This is a genomic window from Halomonas terrestris (assembly GCF_049166755.1).
Taxonomy (GTDB): Bacteria; Pseudomonadota; Gammaproteobacteria; order Pseudomonadales; family Halomonadaceae; genus Halomonas.
On the sequence record NZ_JBMHFZ010000021.1, the window covers coordinates 18,752 to 32,395 of the forward strand.

At 68.8% G+C, this 13,644-nt stretch carries 14 protein-coding genes; 9 read left to right on the plus strand and 5 right to left on the minus strand.

Annotation, left to right across the window (positions count from 1 at the left end):
* Positions 1-72 precede the first annotated feature (72 nt).
* Complete coding sequence (locus ACOMD9_RS17095; protein WP_421417190.1) at positions 73-510, plus strand: type II toxin-antitoxin system RatA family toxin; 438 nt, start codon at positions 73-75, stop codon at positions 508-510.
* Positions 497-802: an RnfH family protein gene (locus ACOMD9_RS17100; RefSeq protein ID WP_421417191.1), complete on the plus strand. Its 306-nt coding sequence runs from the start codon at positions 497-499 to the stop codon at positions 800-802. The genes ACOMD9_RS17095 and ACOMD9_RS17100 overlap by 14 nt, the downstream gene beginning before the upstream one ends.
* Before the next feature lie 44 nt (positions 803-846).
* Here the strand turns inward: ACOMD9_RS17100 and ACOMD9_RS17105 are convergent, their stop codons facing one another.
* Complete coding sequence (locus ACOMD9_RS17105) at positions 847-1,323, minus strand: outer membrane protein assembly factor BamE (RefSeq protein ID WP_421417192.1); 477 nt, start codon at positions 1,321-1,323, stop codon at positions 847-849.
* Between the two features lie 72 nt (positions 1,324-1,395).
* On the opposite strand from ACOMD9_RS17105, the gene fur reads away from it, so the two are divergent.
* Positions 1,396-1,842, plus strand: a complete 447-nt coding sequence (fur, locus tag ACOMD9_RS17110) for a ferric iron uptake transcriptional regulator (RefSeq protein WP_421417193.1) — start codon at positions 1,396-1,398, stop codon at positions 1,840-1,842.
* Between the two features lie 80 nt (positions 1,843-1,922).
* Here fur and recN read toward each other — a convergent pair whose 3' ends face one another.
* The gene (recN, locus tag ACOMD9_RS17115) at positions 1,923-3,596 is read right to left on the minus strand and encodes a DNA repair protein RecN (protein WP_421417194.1); all 1,674 of its coding nucleotides are present in this window, start codon (positions 3,594-3,596) and stop codon (positions 1,923-1,925) included.
* 246 nt (positions 3,597-3,842) lie between these two features.
* On the opposite strand from recN, the gene grpE reads away from it, so the two are divergent.
* From grpE to dnaJ, 3 genes are all read left to right on the plus strand, one after another.
* A complete protein-coding gene (gene grpE, locus ACOMD9_RS17120; protein ID WP_421417195.1) occupies positions 3,843-4,469 on the plus strand; it encodes a nucleotide exchange factor GrpE in 627 nt (208 codons plus the stop codon).
* 129 nt (positions 4,470-4,598) lie between these two features.
* Positions 4,599-6,530, plus strand: coding sequence for a molecular chaperone DnaK (gene dnaK, locus ACOMD9_RS17125; RefSeq protein ID WP_421417196.1), 1,932 nt, complete (start codon positions 4,599-4,601; stop codon positions 6,528-6,530).
* 91 nt (positions 6,531-6,621) lie between these two features.
* Entirely contained in the window at positions 6,622-7,773 is a 1,152-nt protein-coding gene (dnaJ, locus tag ACOMD9_RS17130) for a molecular chaperone DnaJ (RefSeq protein ID WP_421417197.1), read from the plus strand.
* A gap of 72 nt (positions 7,774-7,845) precedes the next feature.
* On the opposite strand, the gene ACOMD9_RS17135 is transcribed toward dnaJ, so the two are convergent.
* Positions 7,846-8,463 (minus strand): HNH endonuclease, encoded by a 618-nt coding sequence (locus tag ACOMD9_RS17135; RefSeq protein ID WP_421417198.1) that lies wholly within the window; start codon positions 8,461-8,463, stop codon positions 7,846-7,848.
* 776 nt (positions 8,464-9,239) lie between these two features.
* Positions 9,240-9,431 (minus strand): hypothetical protein, encoded by a 192-nt coding sequence (locus ACOMD9_RS17140; RefSeq protein WP_421417199.1) that lies wholly within the window; start codon positions 9,429-9,431, stop codon positions 9,240-9,242.
* On the opposite strand from ACOMD9_RS17140, the gene ACOMD9_RS17145 reads away from it, so the two are divergent.
* Positions 9,430-9,708, plus strand: a complete 279-nt coding sequence (locus ACOMD9_RS17145; protein ID WP_421417200.1) for a DUF2218 domain-containing protein — start codon at positions 9,430-9,432, stop codon at positions 9,706-9,708. The two genes, ACOMD9_RS17140 and ACOMD9_RS17145, sit on opposite strands and share 2 nt — an antisense overlap.
* Positions 9,705-10,622: an EamA family transporter gene (locus ACOMD9_RS17150; protein WP_421417201.1), complete on the plus strand. Its 918-nt coding sequence runs from the start codon at positions 9,705-9,707 to the stop codon at positions 10,620-10,622. Before ACOMD9_RS17145 ends, ACOMD9_RS17150 begins: the two co-directional genes overlap by 4 nt.
* 22 nt (positions 10,623-10,644) lie before the next feature.
* Here ACOMD9_RS17150 and ACOMD9_RS17155 read toward each other — a convergent pair whose 3' ends face one another.
* The gene (locus ACOMD9_RS17155; protein ID WP_421417202.1) at positions 10,645-12,591 is read right to left on the minus strand and encodes a Clp1/GlmU family protein; all 1,947 of its coding nucleotides are present in this window, start codon (positions 12,589-12,591) and stop codon (positions 10,645-10,647) included.
* A gap of 137 nt (positions 12,592-12,728) precedes the next feature.
* Between ACOMD9_RS17155 and dapB the strand changes: the two genes are divergently transcribed.
* On the plus strand, positions 12,729-13,535 hold the full coding sequence (gene dapB, locus ACOMD9_RS17160; RefSeq protein WP_421417203.1) for a 4-hydroxy-tetrahydrodipicolinate reductase: 807 nt from the start codon (positions 12,729-12,731) through the stop codon (positions 13,533-13,535).
* Positions 13,536-13,644 lie beyond the last annotated feature (109 nt).

Genomic DNA, 13,644 nt, shown 5'->3' on the forward strand with positions numbered 1-13,644 from the left:
GTGATACCATTCAAGGCCCGAAATAACGGCTCATGATACGCCCTGGGCACGGTGAAGTCAGCGGAGAGCTCAATGCCAACGGTCAATCGATCCGCCATGGTGCGGCACACCCCCAAGGAGATGTTCGATCTGGTCAACGACTTCGAGCGCTATCCGGAATTCCTGCCCGGTTGCCGTCGTGCGCGGCTGATCGAGCGCGACGACTCTCACCTGATCGGCGAGATGACCCTGGGGCGGGCCGGCATCGAGCAGAGCATTGCCACCCGGAACGACCTGATCGAGCCCGATCGCATCGAGATGTCGCTGGTCAGCGGCCCCTTCAAGCGCCTGCGCGGTCGCTGGCTGTTCATGCCCATGGGGGAGAATGCCTGCAAGGTGAGCCTGGAGATGGAGTTCGAGTTCGCCAGCCGGCTGCTGGGCATGGCCTTCGGCAGGCTCTTCCAGCAGGTGGCCGGCCAGCTGGTGGACTCCTTCACCCGGCGTGCCGATGACATCTATGGCCGCTACTGAGATCGAGGTCGAGGTGGCCTTCGCCCTGCCGGACCGACAGCGCATCGTCACCCTCGCCGTGCCGGAGGCCACCACGGCCCGAGCAGCCGTGCGGCTGGCACGGCTCGAGCGGCACTTCCCCGAGCTGCCCCCGCCGGCCTTCCTCGAGGCGGACCTGGGGATCTTCGGCAAGCGGCTGCGTGATCCCGAGCACCATGTGTTGCGGGCCGGTGATCGCGTCGAGGTCTACCGGCCGCTGGAGATCGACCCCAAGCAGGCACGCGCCCGGCGTGCCACCCGCACCAAGCGCTGACCCCCGGGCCGATGCACCCGGCGGCGGGGGGGGGAGACGGGGGCTCAGAGGTCGAGAGGCTCGCCGGCCGGCTCGCCGCCCTGGGGCAGGGTGCCTCCGGCCTCGGGTTGTGGCTCCGGCGTCGGCATGGCGTCCAGCGGATCGGCTCCCTCGGTCTGGGGGCCGATGCCCTCGACGGGGCGCAGCTCGATGTCGCCGCTGAGATCCCCCATGCGCTCGACGTTGGCCAGGCGGTCGCCGGAGAAGGTCAGGGTGACCCGGCGGCTATCCACGCCACCATACGCCTCGTCCAGGCGGAAAACGTAGTCCCACTGGTTGGCATCGAAGGGGGCTTCCAGCAGCGGGCGCCCCATCACGCGGACGACCTGCTCGCGACTCATGCCGGGCTGGAGCTGGTCGACCATGTCGGCGGTCACCAGGTTGCCCTGGGGCAGGTCGCGCTTGTAGACCCCGAAGTAGCTGCAGCCACTGCTCAGCAGCAGTAGGGCCGAAAGGGTGACGATTCCTGTCAACTTTTGCATTTGCGCCTGTTCTTCACTATCGTGGTTTCGGTCGATCATACCCGACCCTACCCGATACTGCGAAGAGCGACCATGGCCGACCAGAACCATGAATTACGCAAGGCCGGTCTGAAGGTGACCCTGCCGCGCGTCAAGATCCTGCAGATCCTCGAGAATGCCTCCGAGCAGCACCACCTGAGTGCCGAGGATGTCTACAAGACCCTGCTGGAAGCCGGCGAGGACGTGGGCCTGGCCACCGTCTATCGCGTGCTGACCCAGTTCGAGTCCGCCGGCCTGGTGATCCGCCACAACTTCGATGGCGGTCATGCGGTCTTCGAGCTCTCCCAGGAGGAGCACCACGACCACATGGTCTGCCTGGACAGCGGCGAGATCATCGAGTTCTTCGACGAGACCATCGAGCGTCGCCAGCAGGAGATCGCCGACGAGCACGGCTTCGAGCTCGTCGACCATGCGCTGGTGCTCTACGTGCGTCCCAAGGGCTCCAAGGCGACCCGCCAGGAAGGCATACAGAAGAAGTAGCCCGCATAGGCCGCAGGCACAGCTCGGCCCCGATCATCGATCGGGGCCGAGCTCGTTCTGGGCGGGTGGTTCCAGCCGGGTCAGTGATGGGCGCGCCGGCTGGCGTCGAGCATCTCCCGGGCATGGGCCAGGGTGTGGTCGGAGAGGTTGATTCCGCCCAGCATGCGGGCCAGTTCGCCGACCCGGCCCGCTTCGTCGAGCAGTGCCATGCGGGTCAGGGTATTGTCGCGCTTGGCCCGCTTCTCGATATGCAGGTGATGGTGGGCCTGGGCGGCCACCTGCGGCAGGTGGGTCACGGTCAGCACCTGGCCCTGCTCGCCCAGCCGACGCAGCAGCTGGCCGACGATCTCGGCGGTGGCGCCCGAGACCCCCACGTCCACCTCGTCGAACACCAGGCAGGGAACGGTCGAGTGGCGGGCGGCCACCACCTGGATCGCCAGGCTGATGCGCGACAGCTCGCCGCCCGAGGCGACCCGGGCCAGCGGCCGCGACGGCTGGCCCGGGTTGGCGCTGATCAGGAAGCGCACGGCCTCCAGGCCTCCCGCCGCCGGGGTGTCGCGGGTCTCGACCTCCACCTCGAAGCGTGCCTTGCCCATGGCCAGGAAGGCGAGCTGCTCCTGGACGGCCTTGCCGAAGCGCCGGGCCGCCTTGCGGCGCGCCTCGCCCACGGCGCGGGCCTGCTCCTTCCACCGTTCGCGCCAGGTGTCGACCTCGCCGGAGAGCGCCTCGAGGTCCTGGTCGTCCCCCTCGAGCCCCTCGAGCTCCACCTGCAGGGTTCGGTGCAGCGCGGTGAGCTCCTCCGGCATCACATGGTGCTTGCGGGCCAGGCGGTGGATCTCGCCGAGCCGCTCCTCCACCCAGGCCAGCCGTTCCGGATCGAGTTCGGTGGTGCTGGCGAAGTGGTTGAGCTCGCGGGCCGCCTCCTCGACCTGGATGCGCGCCTCGCCCAGCATGGTCAGGGCCTCGTACAGGCTGCCGCGGTCGCTGCCCGGCAGTGCCGAAAGCCGGTTGATCGCCTGGGTCAGCAGGGTGGCGGCGCCGCCCTCTTCGTTGTCGCAGCACTCGGTGGCGAACTGCGCCTCGCGCAGGCGCTCCTCGGCATGGGCGAGCTCCTCCTGCTCCTCCTCCAGGCGCTTGAGCTCGTCCTCCGCCAGCGCCAGCTGGTCGAGTTCCTCGACCTGGTAGCGCAGCAGCTGGCGGCGGGCGGCCTGCTCGTCGCCATCCTCGGCCAGGCGCTTGAGCTTGCGGCGGGCAGCCTGCCAGTGGTTGAAGGTCTCGGCGAGCTCGGTCACCGCCTCGCGCTGGCCGGCGAAGTCGTCGAGCAGCCGCAGGTGGGTCTCCTCGCGCAGCAGCGCCTGGTGGGCGTGCTGGCCATGAATCTCGATGAGCTGCTCGCCCAGCGACCTGAGGTCGGCCACGGTGGCCGGCTGGCCGTTGATCCAGGCCTTCGAGCGCCCCGCGGTGGTGACCACCCGGCGCAGCAGGCAGTCGTCCGCCGGCAATTCGCGGGCCTCGAGCCAGGCGCGTGCCGCGGGGAGCCGGTGGATATCGAAGCGGGCCGAGAGGTCGGCGCGCTCGCGGCCGTGTCGCACGCTGGCGGCATCGGCGCGTTCGCCCAGGCAGAGCCCCAGGGCGCCGAGCAGGATCGACTTGCCGGCGCCGGTCTCGCCGGTGATGGCGGTCATGCCGGTGGCGAGCTCCAGCTCGAGGTGATCGACGATGGCGAAGTCGCGAATCGCAAGCTCTGTCAGCATGACGCCTCCCCGGGGCCTTCCGAAACCACTGTCTATTCGTACACGTATTGTGCGTTTATACAGTAGTCCAGGGTGGCCGACAATGCACGTCGTCGCCCTCGATGGATGCCTTGTCGCTGCCATGGCTTGAGTTCGGCGCACCCAGCCCCATATATCCCCGCAGACTGCGAACATGTTTCGACATCCCAGGCGGGCGGCGCTCACGCCGCCCCTCAGCATTCAAGAGCGGCATTTCAGGAGAGACACATGGCCAAAGACCCCCAGACCCCGCTTGACGAGGAACTCGCCCGCCAGGAAGAGGAAGCCGAGCCCCAGGCCCAGGAGGGCGAGCTGGAGGCCGCCATCGAGGGGGCCGATGAGGCCGAGCAGGCCGCCCGGGAGGCCGAGACCTCCGACAATCCCGAGGCCGAGGTGCTGGCGGCCCGCGTCGAGGAGCTCGAGCAGAGCGTGGCCGAGGCCAAGGACCAGGCGTTGCGTGCCGCCGCCGAGGCGCAGAACGTGCGCCGGCGTGCCGAGCAGGAGGCCGAGAAGGCGCGCAAGTTCGCCCTGGAGAAGTTCGTCAGGGAGCTGCTGCCGGTGGTCGACAGCCTGGAGAAGGCCCTCGAGGCCATGGGCGAGGATGCCACCGAGGCCCATCGCGAGGGGGTCTCGATGACGCTGAAGATGCAGCACGACGTGTTGGGCAAGTTCGGCGTCGAGGTGGTGGAGCCCCATGGCGAACCCTTCGACCCGCAGTACCACGAGGCCATGGCCATGGTGCCCAACCCCGAGCTCGAGCCCAACACCGTGATGGAGGTGATGCAGAAGGGCTACCTGCTCAATGGCCGCCTGGTACGCCCCGCCATGGTGGTGGTCAGCCAGGCCGCCGGCTGACGGCGATCAACAAATGGGGGCGGCGGGTCTTGAAAAGCGACGAGCGGCCCCCAGATAGACGACAACTCCGCGGCGAAGGCCGCAGAACGCGACTTTCAGAAACACTGCAACGACTTTCGAGGATTTCCTATGGGACGCATCATCGGTATTGACCTGGGGACCACCAACTCCTGCGTCGCCGTGCTCGACGGCGACAGCGCCAAGGTGATCGAGAACGCCGAGGGCGCGCGCACCACGCCGTCCATCATCGCCTACACCGAGGATGGCGAGATCCTGGTGGGTCAGGCGGCCAAGCGCCAGGCGGTCACCAACCCCGAGAACACCCTCTATGCCATCAAGCGCCTGATCGGCCGTCGCTTCAAGGACGACGTCGTCCAGAAGGACATCAAGATGGTGCCCTACGCCATCACCGAGGCCGACAACGGCGACGCCTGGGTGGAAGTGAAGGGCAAGAAGCTGGCACCGCCGCAGGTCAGCGCCGAAGTGCTGAAGAAGATGAAGAAGACCGCGGAGGACTACCTGGGTGAGGAAGTCACCGAGGCGGTCATCACCGTGCCGGCCTACTTCAACGACAGCCAGCGCCAGGCCACCAAGGATGCCGGTCGCATCGCCGGTCTCGAGGTCAAGCGCATCATCAACGAGCCCACCGCGGCGGCCCTGGCCTACGGCATGGACAAGTCGCGCGGCGACAAGACCATCGCGGTCTACGACCTGGGCGGCGGTACCTTCGATATCTCCATCATCGAGGTGGCCGACGTCGACGGCGAGACCCAGTTCGAGGTGCTGGCCACCAACGGCGACACCTTCCTGGGCGGCGAGGACTTCGACCTCAAGCTGATCAACTACCTGGTCGACCAGTTCAAGGCCGACAGCGGCATCGACCTGTCCGGCGACAACCTGGCCATGCAGCGCCTCAAGGAAGCCGCCGAGAAGGCCAAGATCGAGCTGTCCAGCGCCCAGCAGACCGACGTCAACCTGCCCTACATCACCGCCGACAACACCGGGCCCAAGCACCTCAACGTCAAGGTGACCCGGGCCAAGCTGGAGTCGCTGGTGGAAGAGCTGGTGGCGCGTTCGCTGGGGCCGTGCAAGACCGCGCTGGCCGATGCCGGCCTGTCCGCCTCCGAGATCGACGACGTCATCCTGGTCGGCGGCCAGACCCGCATGCCCATGGTGCAGAAGAAGGTCGCCGACTTCTTCGGCAAGGACGCCCGCAAGGACGTCAACCCGGACGAGGCCGTGGCCGTGGGCGCCGCGATCCAGGGCGGCGTGCTGGGCGGCGACGTCAAGGACGTGCTGCTGCTCGACGTCACCCCGCTGACGCTCGGCATCGAGACCCTCGGCGGCGTGATGACCCCGCTGATCGAGAAGAACACCACCATCCCGACCAAGAAGACCCAGACCTTCTCGACCGCGGATGACAACCAGACGGCCGTGACCATCCACGTGCTGCAGGGCGAGCGCAAGCAGGCGGGCGGCAACAAGTCGCTGGGCCGCTTCGACCTGGCCGACATCCCGCCGGCGCCGCGCGGCGTGCCGCAGATCGAGGTCGCCTTCGACCTGGACGCCAACGGCATCCTGCACGTGTCCGCCAAGGACAAGGCCACCGGCAAGGAGCAGTCCATCGTCATCAAGGCTTCCAGTGGCCTCTCCGACGAGGAGATCGAACAGATGGTCCAGGATGCCGAGGCGCACGCCGACGAGGACAAGAAGTTCGAGGAGCTGGTGCAGCTGCGCAACCAGGCCGACGGCATGATCCACGCCGCCCGCAAGACCCTCGAGGAGGCCGGCGACCAGGCCAGTGAGGAGGAGAAGCAGGCCATCGAGAGCGCCGCTTCCGAGCTGGAAGAGGCGGTCAAGGGCGACGACAAGGACGATATCCAGGCCAAGCTGGACAAGCTGACCGAAGCTTCCGGCAACCTGGCGCAGAAGATGTACGCCGCTCAGGCCGAGGCGGCCGAGCAGGCCGGTGGCGAGGCTGGTGAAGCTGGCGCCAAGCAGGAAGATGACGTGGTCGACGCCGAGTACGAGGAAGTCAACGACGACCAGAAGAAGCAGTAAACCACGCATCTGATCCACGGATGACGCCAGCGCGGGGGCCAGACTCCCGCGTTGGTGTTTCCGCGGTGTCGCTACGGAGGCGGACAGACCCATGTCCAAACGAGACTATTACGAGGTGCTGGGCGTTGAGCGCGGGGCCGACCAGAAAGAGATCAAGAAGGCCTACCGACGCCTGGCCCAGAAGTATCACCCCGATCGAAACCCGGACGATGACACCTCGGCCGAGAAGTTCCGCGAGGTCTCCGAGGCCTACGAGGTCCTGACCGACAGCGAGAAGCGTGCCGCCTACGACCAGTTCGGCCATGCCGGTGTCGACGGCCAGGCCGGAGGCTTCGGTGGCTTCGGTGGTGCGGGTGCCGGAGCCGGGGGCTTCAGTGACATCTTCGGCGATGTGTTCGGCGACATCTTCGGTGGCGGCGGCGGGCGTCGCAATCCCAATGCCCCGGCCCGTGGCAGCGACCTGCGCTACAACCTCGAGCTCGACCTCGAGAGCGCGGTGGCGGGTACCACCGTCGATATCCGCGTGCCGCGTCATGTCGAGTGCGAACGGTGCGACGGCAGCGGCGCCGAGCCGGGCTCCTCCAAGGAGACCTGCCCGACCTGCAACGGCATGGGTCAGGTACGCATGCAGCAGGGCTTCTTCGCCGTGCAGCAGACCTGCCCGACCTGTCACGGCAGTGGCCAGCACATCAAGGTGCCGTGCCACAAGTGCCACGGCGAAGGGCGCACCCGCGAGACCCGCACCCTGTCGGTGAAGATCCCCGCCGGGGTGGACACCGGCGACCGCATTCGCCTCAACGGCGAGGGCGAGTCAGGCATCAACGGCGGGCCGCCCGGCGACCTCTACGTCCAGGTGGCGATCAAGCCGCACCATATCTTCCAGCGCGAGGGTCGCCACCTGCAGTGCGAGGTGCCGATCAACTTCGTCGACGCGGCCCTGGGCGGCGAGCTGGAGGTGCCGACCCTCGACGGCCGGGTCAAGCTGAAGATCCCGCCGGAGACCCAGACCGGCAAGCTGTTCCGCCTGCGCGGCAAGGGCGTCAAGCCGGTGCGCGGCGGCCCCCCGGGCGACCTGCTGTGCCGGGTGGTGGTCGAGACCCCGGTCAAGCTCAACGAGGAGCAGAAGGAGCTGTTGCGCCAGTTCCAGGAGAGCCTCGGGGGCAGCAACAGCGCCCATCACTCGCCCAGGAAGAGCGGCTTCTTCGACGGCGTGAAGAAGTTCTTCGAGGACATGAAGCCGTAACCTCCCGGCTTTCGCCCCGAAGCGACAGGCCCCCGGTATCGCCAGATGCCGGGGGCCTTGTGTGTTCGGGCTTCAGCGCTGGAGGTGGTCCATGCGCCAGGTCAGGGCATCGCGGGCCGGGTGCCACAGCGGGTCGCGGGGCAGTACCAGCGGCGTGTCGTCCAACTCGCAGAGCCAGCGGTTGTCGGGCACCAGGGCATCCACGGTGGGACTGACGTGCCAGCGATGGTCGGGGCCGGGGGCGATCAGGTGATTATCCATGGCCCAGTGCAGGTTGGGCGTAAGGGCCAGGCCATTCACGGGACGGTCGTCCTGGCTCTCGGAGAAGGGGATCAGGTGAGCCGCCTCCACCAGGTAGCGGTAATCCGGCGTGATATACCGCAATCGGCTCGCTGCGCAGCGGTAGTCGTAGGCCTCCAGTACGAGGGAGCGAAAGGCCGCGGAGCGGGCATACTGCTGTCGACTCTCCTGGACGCGACCTACCAGGCGTTCGGGATGCTGCTCGTATTCACCGCTGGCCAGCGCCACCTCGAGATAGGCCCGAAGGCGCTCCTGGGCCGCTGGGGCCGATGGCAGATAACGTGATCCCAGCAGGGCGCAGGCCTCTTCGGCCGTATGGCGGTCCTGCAGGGCCGAGAAAAGCACGGGGTCCAGTCGCGCAGAGGAGAAACGTTCCAGCAGTTGGTTCAAGGATTTCGGCTGCCCAAATTGACTCGCCAATGAGGCGATCTCGCTCGGGTATTCGGGAGACCAGAGCGATCCGGAAGGGCCCTTGTCTGTACCGAGGTGCCAAAGGGGGAGCCAGGCATTGGCCTTGTGCCGCTCTTCTGTGAGCACCTCGTAGAGGTCGTGGTAGCGAGCCAGCAGGCGGGAGTCGATGGCGATCGGGTTCGATGCGATATGGCCGGCCTGAATCTCACAGATGATGGCCAGCAACAAGCAGGGCTTGTTGAGGGCCGGCTGTCCTCGGCTCTGTCCGACCCTGAGGCGAGTCAGGCAGCCAAGCGTGTCGGCCATGCGGTGTCTCCCTTTTTCCCTGCGCCGTGTTGCTGTCACGTTATCACGCCGGTCGAGAGGGGAGGGGCATGCAGCAGGCCCAGATTTCCTCTCCAGGTATGAGCAAGGCTGATGAAGCTGCGTGGAAAGCTGGGCCAGTAGGCCGTCAGCGCCGGTGCAAGCCGTCAGGCAGCGGGTTTCTTAGGAAGGCGCCGAGGCTGCCCCTATGGGGTCAGACCCCAGCCAAGTCGCGAAGCCTGTCATGGTGCGTCTTGCGAGCGGTTTCGACGCCGCCGGGGTCTGACCCCATAGGGGCTCCCAGCGCTGGCAGTCTGTCACCTGCCCATGTCCAACGTATTGATAATTCTGAAATGCGTCTGGGTGGCCTCGGGTCTGGCCCCAAGGGACATGCCACCGACATCTGCCGCGAGCACGCCGCCAATGCCTGGCGTAATGCAGAGGGCGCCTCATCATGTCGCGAGGGTGAGCTCAACACGCCTGCAGCTGTACGGCAATTCCGGACGACTGCCGCGGGGTGACGCCCGATGATCCGCCTGGTCGAGCACGTCGTTGTGCCCGGCGAACAGGCGGCGGGGCTGGCGCCGGGCGTCCCTGGCGTCATAGTCTGTGGCTTCCACCTCGATCGCGAAGGAGACAGCCATGCCCATTTCACGAACCGAGATTCCCGCCGAGGACGCGGCGGCGCTGGTCGAGCAGCTATGCAAGCACTGGTCCGCCAAGCGGGCGGTGGAGCGCGAAGGCAGCGACGCCAGGGTCGTCTTCGGCGAGGGCAGCTGCCACCTCCGGGCGGAATCCGACCGGCTGATCGTCGCCGTGGAGGCCCTGGACGACGAGAGCCACGACCGGCTTGAAGGGGAGGTGCACGCCGCCCTGGAGGCCCTCAAGGGGGTGTCACCGGATATCGTCTGGGAGACGTGAGCGTCGCCGCATCACCGGTGCGTGTCGCCCACCTGGGCATGCTGCTGTGGGCGCTGCTGGTGGGGCTGTCGTTTCCCGCCGTGGGGCTGATGAGCGAGATGCCGCCGCTGTCGCTCACCGCCCTGCGCTTCGCCATCGCCTGTGCCGGCCTGTGGTGGCTGGCGCGTCGTTCGCCGGCCTTTCTCCCCGGGTGGCGGGCGCTGCCGCTCTACGGCCTGATGGGGCTCTGCCTGGCGGGCTTCTTCGGCGCCATGTTCTGGGCGGCGCACCATGCCACGGCACTCTCCATGGCCACCCTCTATGTCACCGTGCCGCTGCTGGCCTTCCTGCTGGGGCTGGGGTTCGGGGTCGAGCGCCTGGCCTGGCGGCTGCCGGCGATCCTGGCCCTGGGGGCGGCCGGGGCCCTGGGGCTGGCCTTCGCCGAGTCGCTGGGGGAGCCGGAAGGGTTCAGCCTCGGCATCGGCGAGGCGGTGTTCTTCCTCGGCTGCCTCTCCTCGGCGCTCTATCCGGTGCTCAGCAAGTGGGGCCTGGCGACCGGGCGCCTGGCCGAGTCGGCGGCGGTGCGTACCTTCTGGAGCCTGGGCCTGGGTGGGGTGCTGATCGGCCTGCTGGGCCTGGCGGTCGAACCCGTCGGCCGGCTCGCCGCGATGAGCCGGCACGACCTGCTGCTGCTGGTCTACCTGGGGCTCTTCTCCAGCGCCCTGACCTTCTGGCTGATGCAGCGGGCCACCTCGGTGCTGACGCCGGGGGCGGTCACCGCCTATGGCTACCTGGTGCCCTTCGTCTCCATGCTGCTGCTGTTCGTCGAGTCGCCGGAACGGATCGGCTGGGTCTGGCTGCCGGGCAGCCTGCTGGTGCTGAGCGCCATCACCCTGCTGCTGCGCAACGGCCGGCCACCGGCGCCGGCGGGGTAAGCCGTCGGGCGGCGAGGGGCGCTCACGGGGCATCGGCCGCTGGCAGCAGGTGGGCGAAGCGGGTGCGGACCTCGTCGTGAATCGCCTGCGCGTCTCCCGCATGGCGGCGCGAGAAGTGGAAGGGGATCAGCTGGTCGACGCCGGCCGCGGCGGCGATCTCGCCGCAGGCCCGGGCGGTAAGGTGGCCGGTGAGCCGCGCCTGCTCGGCCTCGCGTGACAGGAAGGGGGCCTCGCAGAACAGCACCTGGGCCCGCCGGGCCAGGGCGACCAGTCGCCGGCGGTTCTCCGCGGTATCGCCCAGGTCGGTGGCGTAGACCAGCCGCTGGCCGGGCTCGGTGAGCAGCAGCGTCTCCATCAGCCGCGCCACCTGCCAGTGCTCGCCGTTGGGCAGGGTGAGCCGGGAGTCGCCATCGCCGGCCAGCACGAGGTGCTTGAGCTCGCCCAGCCAGGGACCGGGTGGCCAGCCGAGGGCCTCCAGTCGTTCCTTGCGCACCTTGACCTGGATGTCGGGCTCGAAGGCGAAGGCGAGCACCGGGGTGCCGTGATCCAGCGTCGCCGCGCGCACGCGAAAGCCGAGTTCCTCGTGCAGCACACCCTCGGTCGCCTGCCGTGGCGGCAGGGCAGTCGGCTCCTCGCCGGCGGTGAGGCGCCAGCGCTCGAGCCTCTCGCCGTGCAGCTCGCTGACCTCGAAGCGGGGAGCCTTGTCACCCACCCGGTCCCAGAGCACGCCGCGGATCTGTCCGGCCAGATGATCGGCCAGCCCCGGCGGGCCGTAGAACCGGCAGGTGGGGAAGTCGCCGATGCGTGAACGCAGCAGCCAGGGAAAGCCGCCGATATGGTCGAAGTGGGCGTGGCTGATGAAGACGTCGGTCACCTGGTGCGCGAGGCGCGCCGGCAGGCGGCCCGGGTCGCCGAGGTCGAACAGCAGGCTGCGCTTCTGGTGCCTCAGGCGCAGGTGCAGCAGGGGGTCGCCGAAGGCGCCATTGACCAGGGTCGCCGTCAGGGTGGTGAGCCGGACCTGGGGGCGCGCTCCTGATCCGGCCGTCAGCGGGGCGGGGGTGTCGGCCGGCTCGGTGGCATGCCGGGTCGGTGCGAGGTGGGGGCGGGCGGTGCCCAGCTGCCCGTCGCCGCGTCGCTGGGCGTCACGAATCACCAGGGTGCAGGCCGGCGCGCTCGTCGGCGGCGCCCGCAGCCGCAGGCTGGTGCCGTCCAGCGCGAGTACCTCGCCCAGCGCCAGGGTACGGCCGTGGGCATCGAGCAGCCCGACCTGCCGGCCACGCCAGGCGTCGGGGGCGGAGCGTGGTGGCGGCGTGCCGACCACCGCCAGGCGTGACAGGTCGAGCGCCTGCTCGGTGGCGGTGGCCAGGTAGGCGTTCCAGGCGTCGGTGCGGCGCCGGGTGCGTACCGAACGTCCCGGGTGGCGGGCCCGCGGGTCCGGGGTCAGTGACAGCTGTTCGAGGTCCAGGGCGCGGCACTCGTGACTCAGGGGGGCGGGGTTGGCGTCGGGTGCCAGCATGACCAGGGCGCTCACCCGCCCGGCCGCGGCGAGTGCCGGCAGCAGTTCTGCCCCGGCGGCGCCGCGTACCACGCCGGGGGCATCCAGCAGCAGCGGACCGTTCGGCGCGAGGTCGGCCAGTCGGCGTACCGCCTCGACCAGCGGCAGGCGGAAGCGGGCACTGTCCAGCGTCGCCAACGCCTGCATGGCCTCGAGCCGCCACCGGCCATCCTCTCCCGGCTGCGGATTCCAGCGCCCCAGGCAGACGGCGCCGGGAGGTCCCACGCCGGGCAGTCCCGGATCGGCGCTCAGGCAGAGGCAGGCCCGGCCCTCGTCGGCCAGGCTGGCGGCCGCGGCGCAGGCCAGGGTGCTCTTGCCGCTGCCCGGGGCGCCGATCAGCAGCACGCGTGCGTGCCGCTGGAGCAGCGCCAGCAGTGGGTGACCCGGAGGCAGTCGGTCGGGGGGCGAGTGCATGGCGGTGACCCTTGCATCGATACGCCCAGTGTGGGCGATTCCTCCGCGGCTGCCCAAGCGCATCGTCGTCCTCGGGGAGGCGCGGCTCTGATATACTGCCGCCCATCGTCAACGCCATCGAATTCGCAGGAGTCCGCATGACCCGTATCGCCATCGTCGGTGTCGCCGGCCGCATGGGCCGCACCCTGGTCAATGCCGTGCAGCAGGATGACGGCGCCACCCTGGCCGGCGGCATCGTCGAGCCGGGCAGCTCGCTTGCCGGCGCCGACATCGGCGAGCTCGCCGGGGTCGGCAGGCTGGGGGTGGCTGCGGTGGATTCCCTCGAGGCCATCGTCGATGACTTCGACGTGCTGATCGACTTCACCGCGCCCCGGGCCACCCTCGCCAACCTGGCCTTCTGTGCCGCGCACGGCAAGCGCATGGTGATCGGCACCACCGGGCTCTCCGACGAGGAGCTGGCCGAGCTGGACGGCTACGGCGCGAGGCTGCCCTTCGTGTTCGCGCCGAACATGAGCGTGGGTGTGAACCTGACCCTCAAGCTGCTGGAGACGGCCGCGAGGGCGCTGGGCGACGAGGGCTATGACATCGAGGTGATCGAGGCGCACCACCGCCACAAGGTGGATGCCCCCTCCGGCACCGCCCTGAAGATGGGCGAGGTGGTGGCCGAGAGCCTGGGGCGCACCCTCAAGGAGCATGGCGTGTTCGAGCGGGTGGGGCAGTGCGGGCCGCGTTCGGACCGCGAGATCGGCTTCGCCACCGTGCGCGCGGGGGACATCGTCGGCGAGCATACGGTGATGTTCGCCACCGAGGGCGAGCGAATCGAGATCACCCACAAGGCGTCCAGCCGCATGACCTTCGCCAAGGGCGCGGTGCGCGCGGCGCGCTGGGTGGCCGGCCAGGACAACGGCCGCTACGCTATGCAGGATGTGCTCGGTCTGGCCTAGTCAGGACGGGGCGAATCCTGTAACATCTCCAAAATTTTGGCCGGGCGCATCGGGCGAAAGCCCTCTCAAGCGCTTGTTGCTTCGGCCCCGCATTCCGAGCGAATGACAA

What these genes read in the sequence shown, in the direction of transcription:
- ACOMD9_RS17095 (WP_421417190.1), top strand. Translation starts at nt 73, where the DNA reads ATGCCAACGGTCAATCGATCCGCCATGGTGCGGCACACCCCCAAGGAG.
- ACOMD9_RS17100 (WP_421417191.1), top strand. Translation starts at nt 497, where the DNA reads ATGGCCGCTACTGAGATCGAGGTCGAGGTGGCCTTCGCCCTGCCGGAC.
- ACOMD9_RS17105 (WP_421417192.1), bottom strand. Translation starts at nt 1,323, where the DNA reads ATGCAAAAGTTGACAGGAATCGTCACCCTTTCGGCCCTACTGCTGCTG.
- fur (WP_421417193.1), top strand. Translation starts at nt 1,396, where the DNA reads ATGGCCGACCAGAACCATGAATTACGCAAGGCCGGTCTGAAGGTGACC.
- recN (WP_421417194.1), bottom strand. Translation starts at nt 3,596, where the DNA reads ATGCTGACAGAGCTTGCGATTCGCGACTTCGCCATCGTCGATCACCTC.
- grpE (WP_421417195.1), top strand. Translation starts at nt 3,843, where the DNA reads ATGGCCAAAGACCCCCAGACCCCGCTTGACGAGGAACTCGCCCGCCAG.
- dnaK (WP_421417196.1), top strand. Translation starts at nt 4,599, where the DNA reads ATGGGACGCATCATCGGTATTGACCTGGGGACCACCAACTCCTGCGTC.
- dnaJ (WP_421417197.1), top strand. Translation starts at nt 6,622, where the DNA reads ATGTCCAAACGAGACTATTACGAGGTGCTGGGCGTTGAGCGCGGGGCC.
- ACOMD9_RS17145 (WP_421417200.1), top strand. Translation starts at nt 9,430, where the DNA reads ATGCCCATTTCACGAACCGAGATTCCCGCCGAGGACGCGGCGGCGCTG.
- ACOMD9_RS17140 (WP_421417199.1), bottom strand. Translation starts at nt 9,431, where the DNA reads ATGGCTGTCTCCTTCGCGATCGAGGTGGAAGCCACAGACTATGACGCC.
- ACOMD9_RS17155 (WP_421417202.1), bottom strand. Translation starts at nt 12,591, where the DNA reads ATGCACTCGCCCCCCGACCGACTGCCTCCGGGTCACCCACTGCTGGCG.
- dapB (WP_421417203.1), top strand. Translation starts at nt 12,729, where the DNA reads ATGACCCGTATCGCCATCGTCGGTGTCGCCGGCCGCATGGGCCGCACC.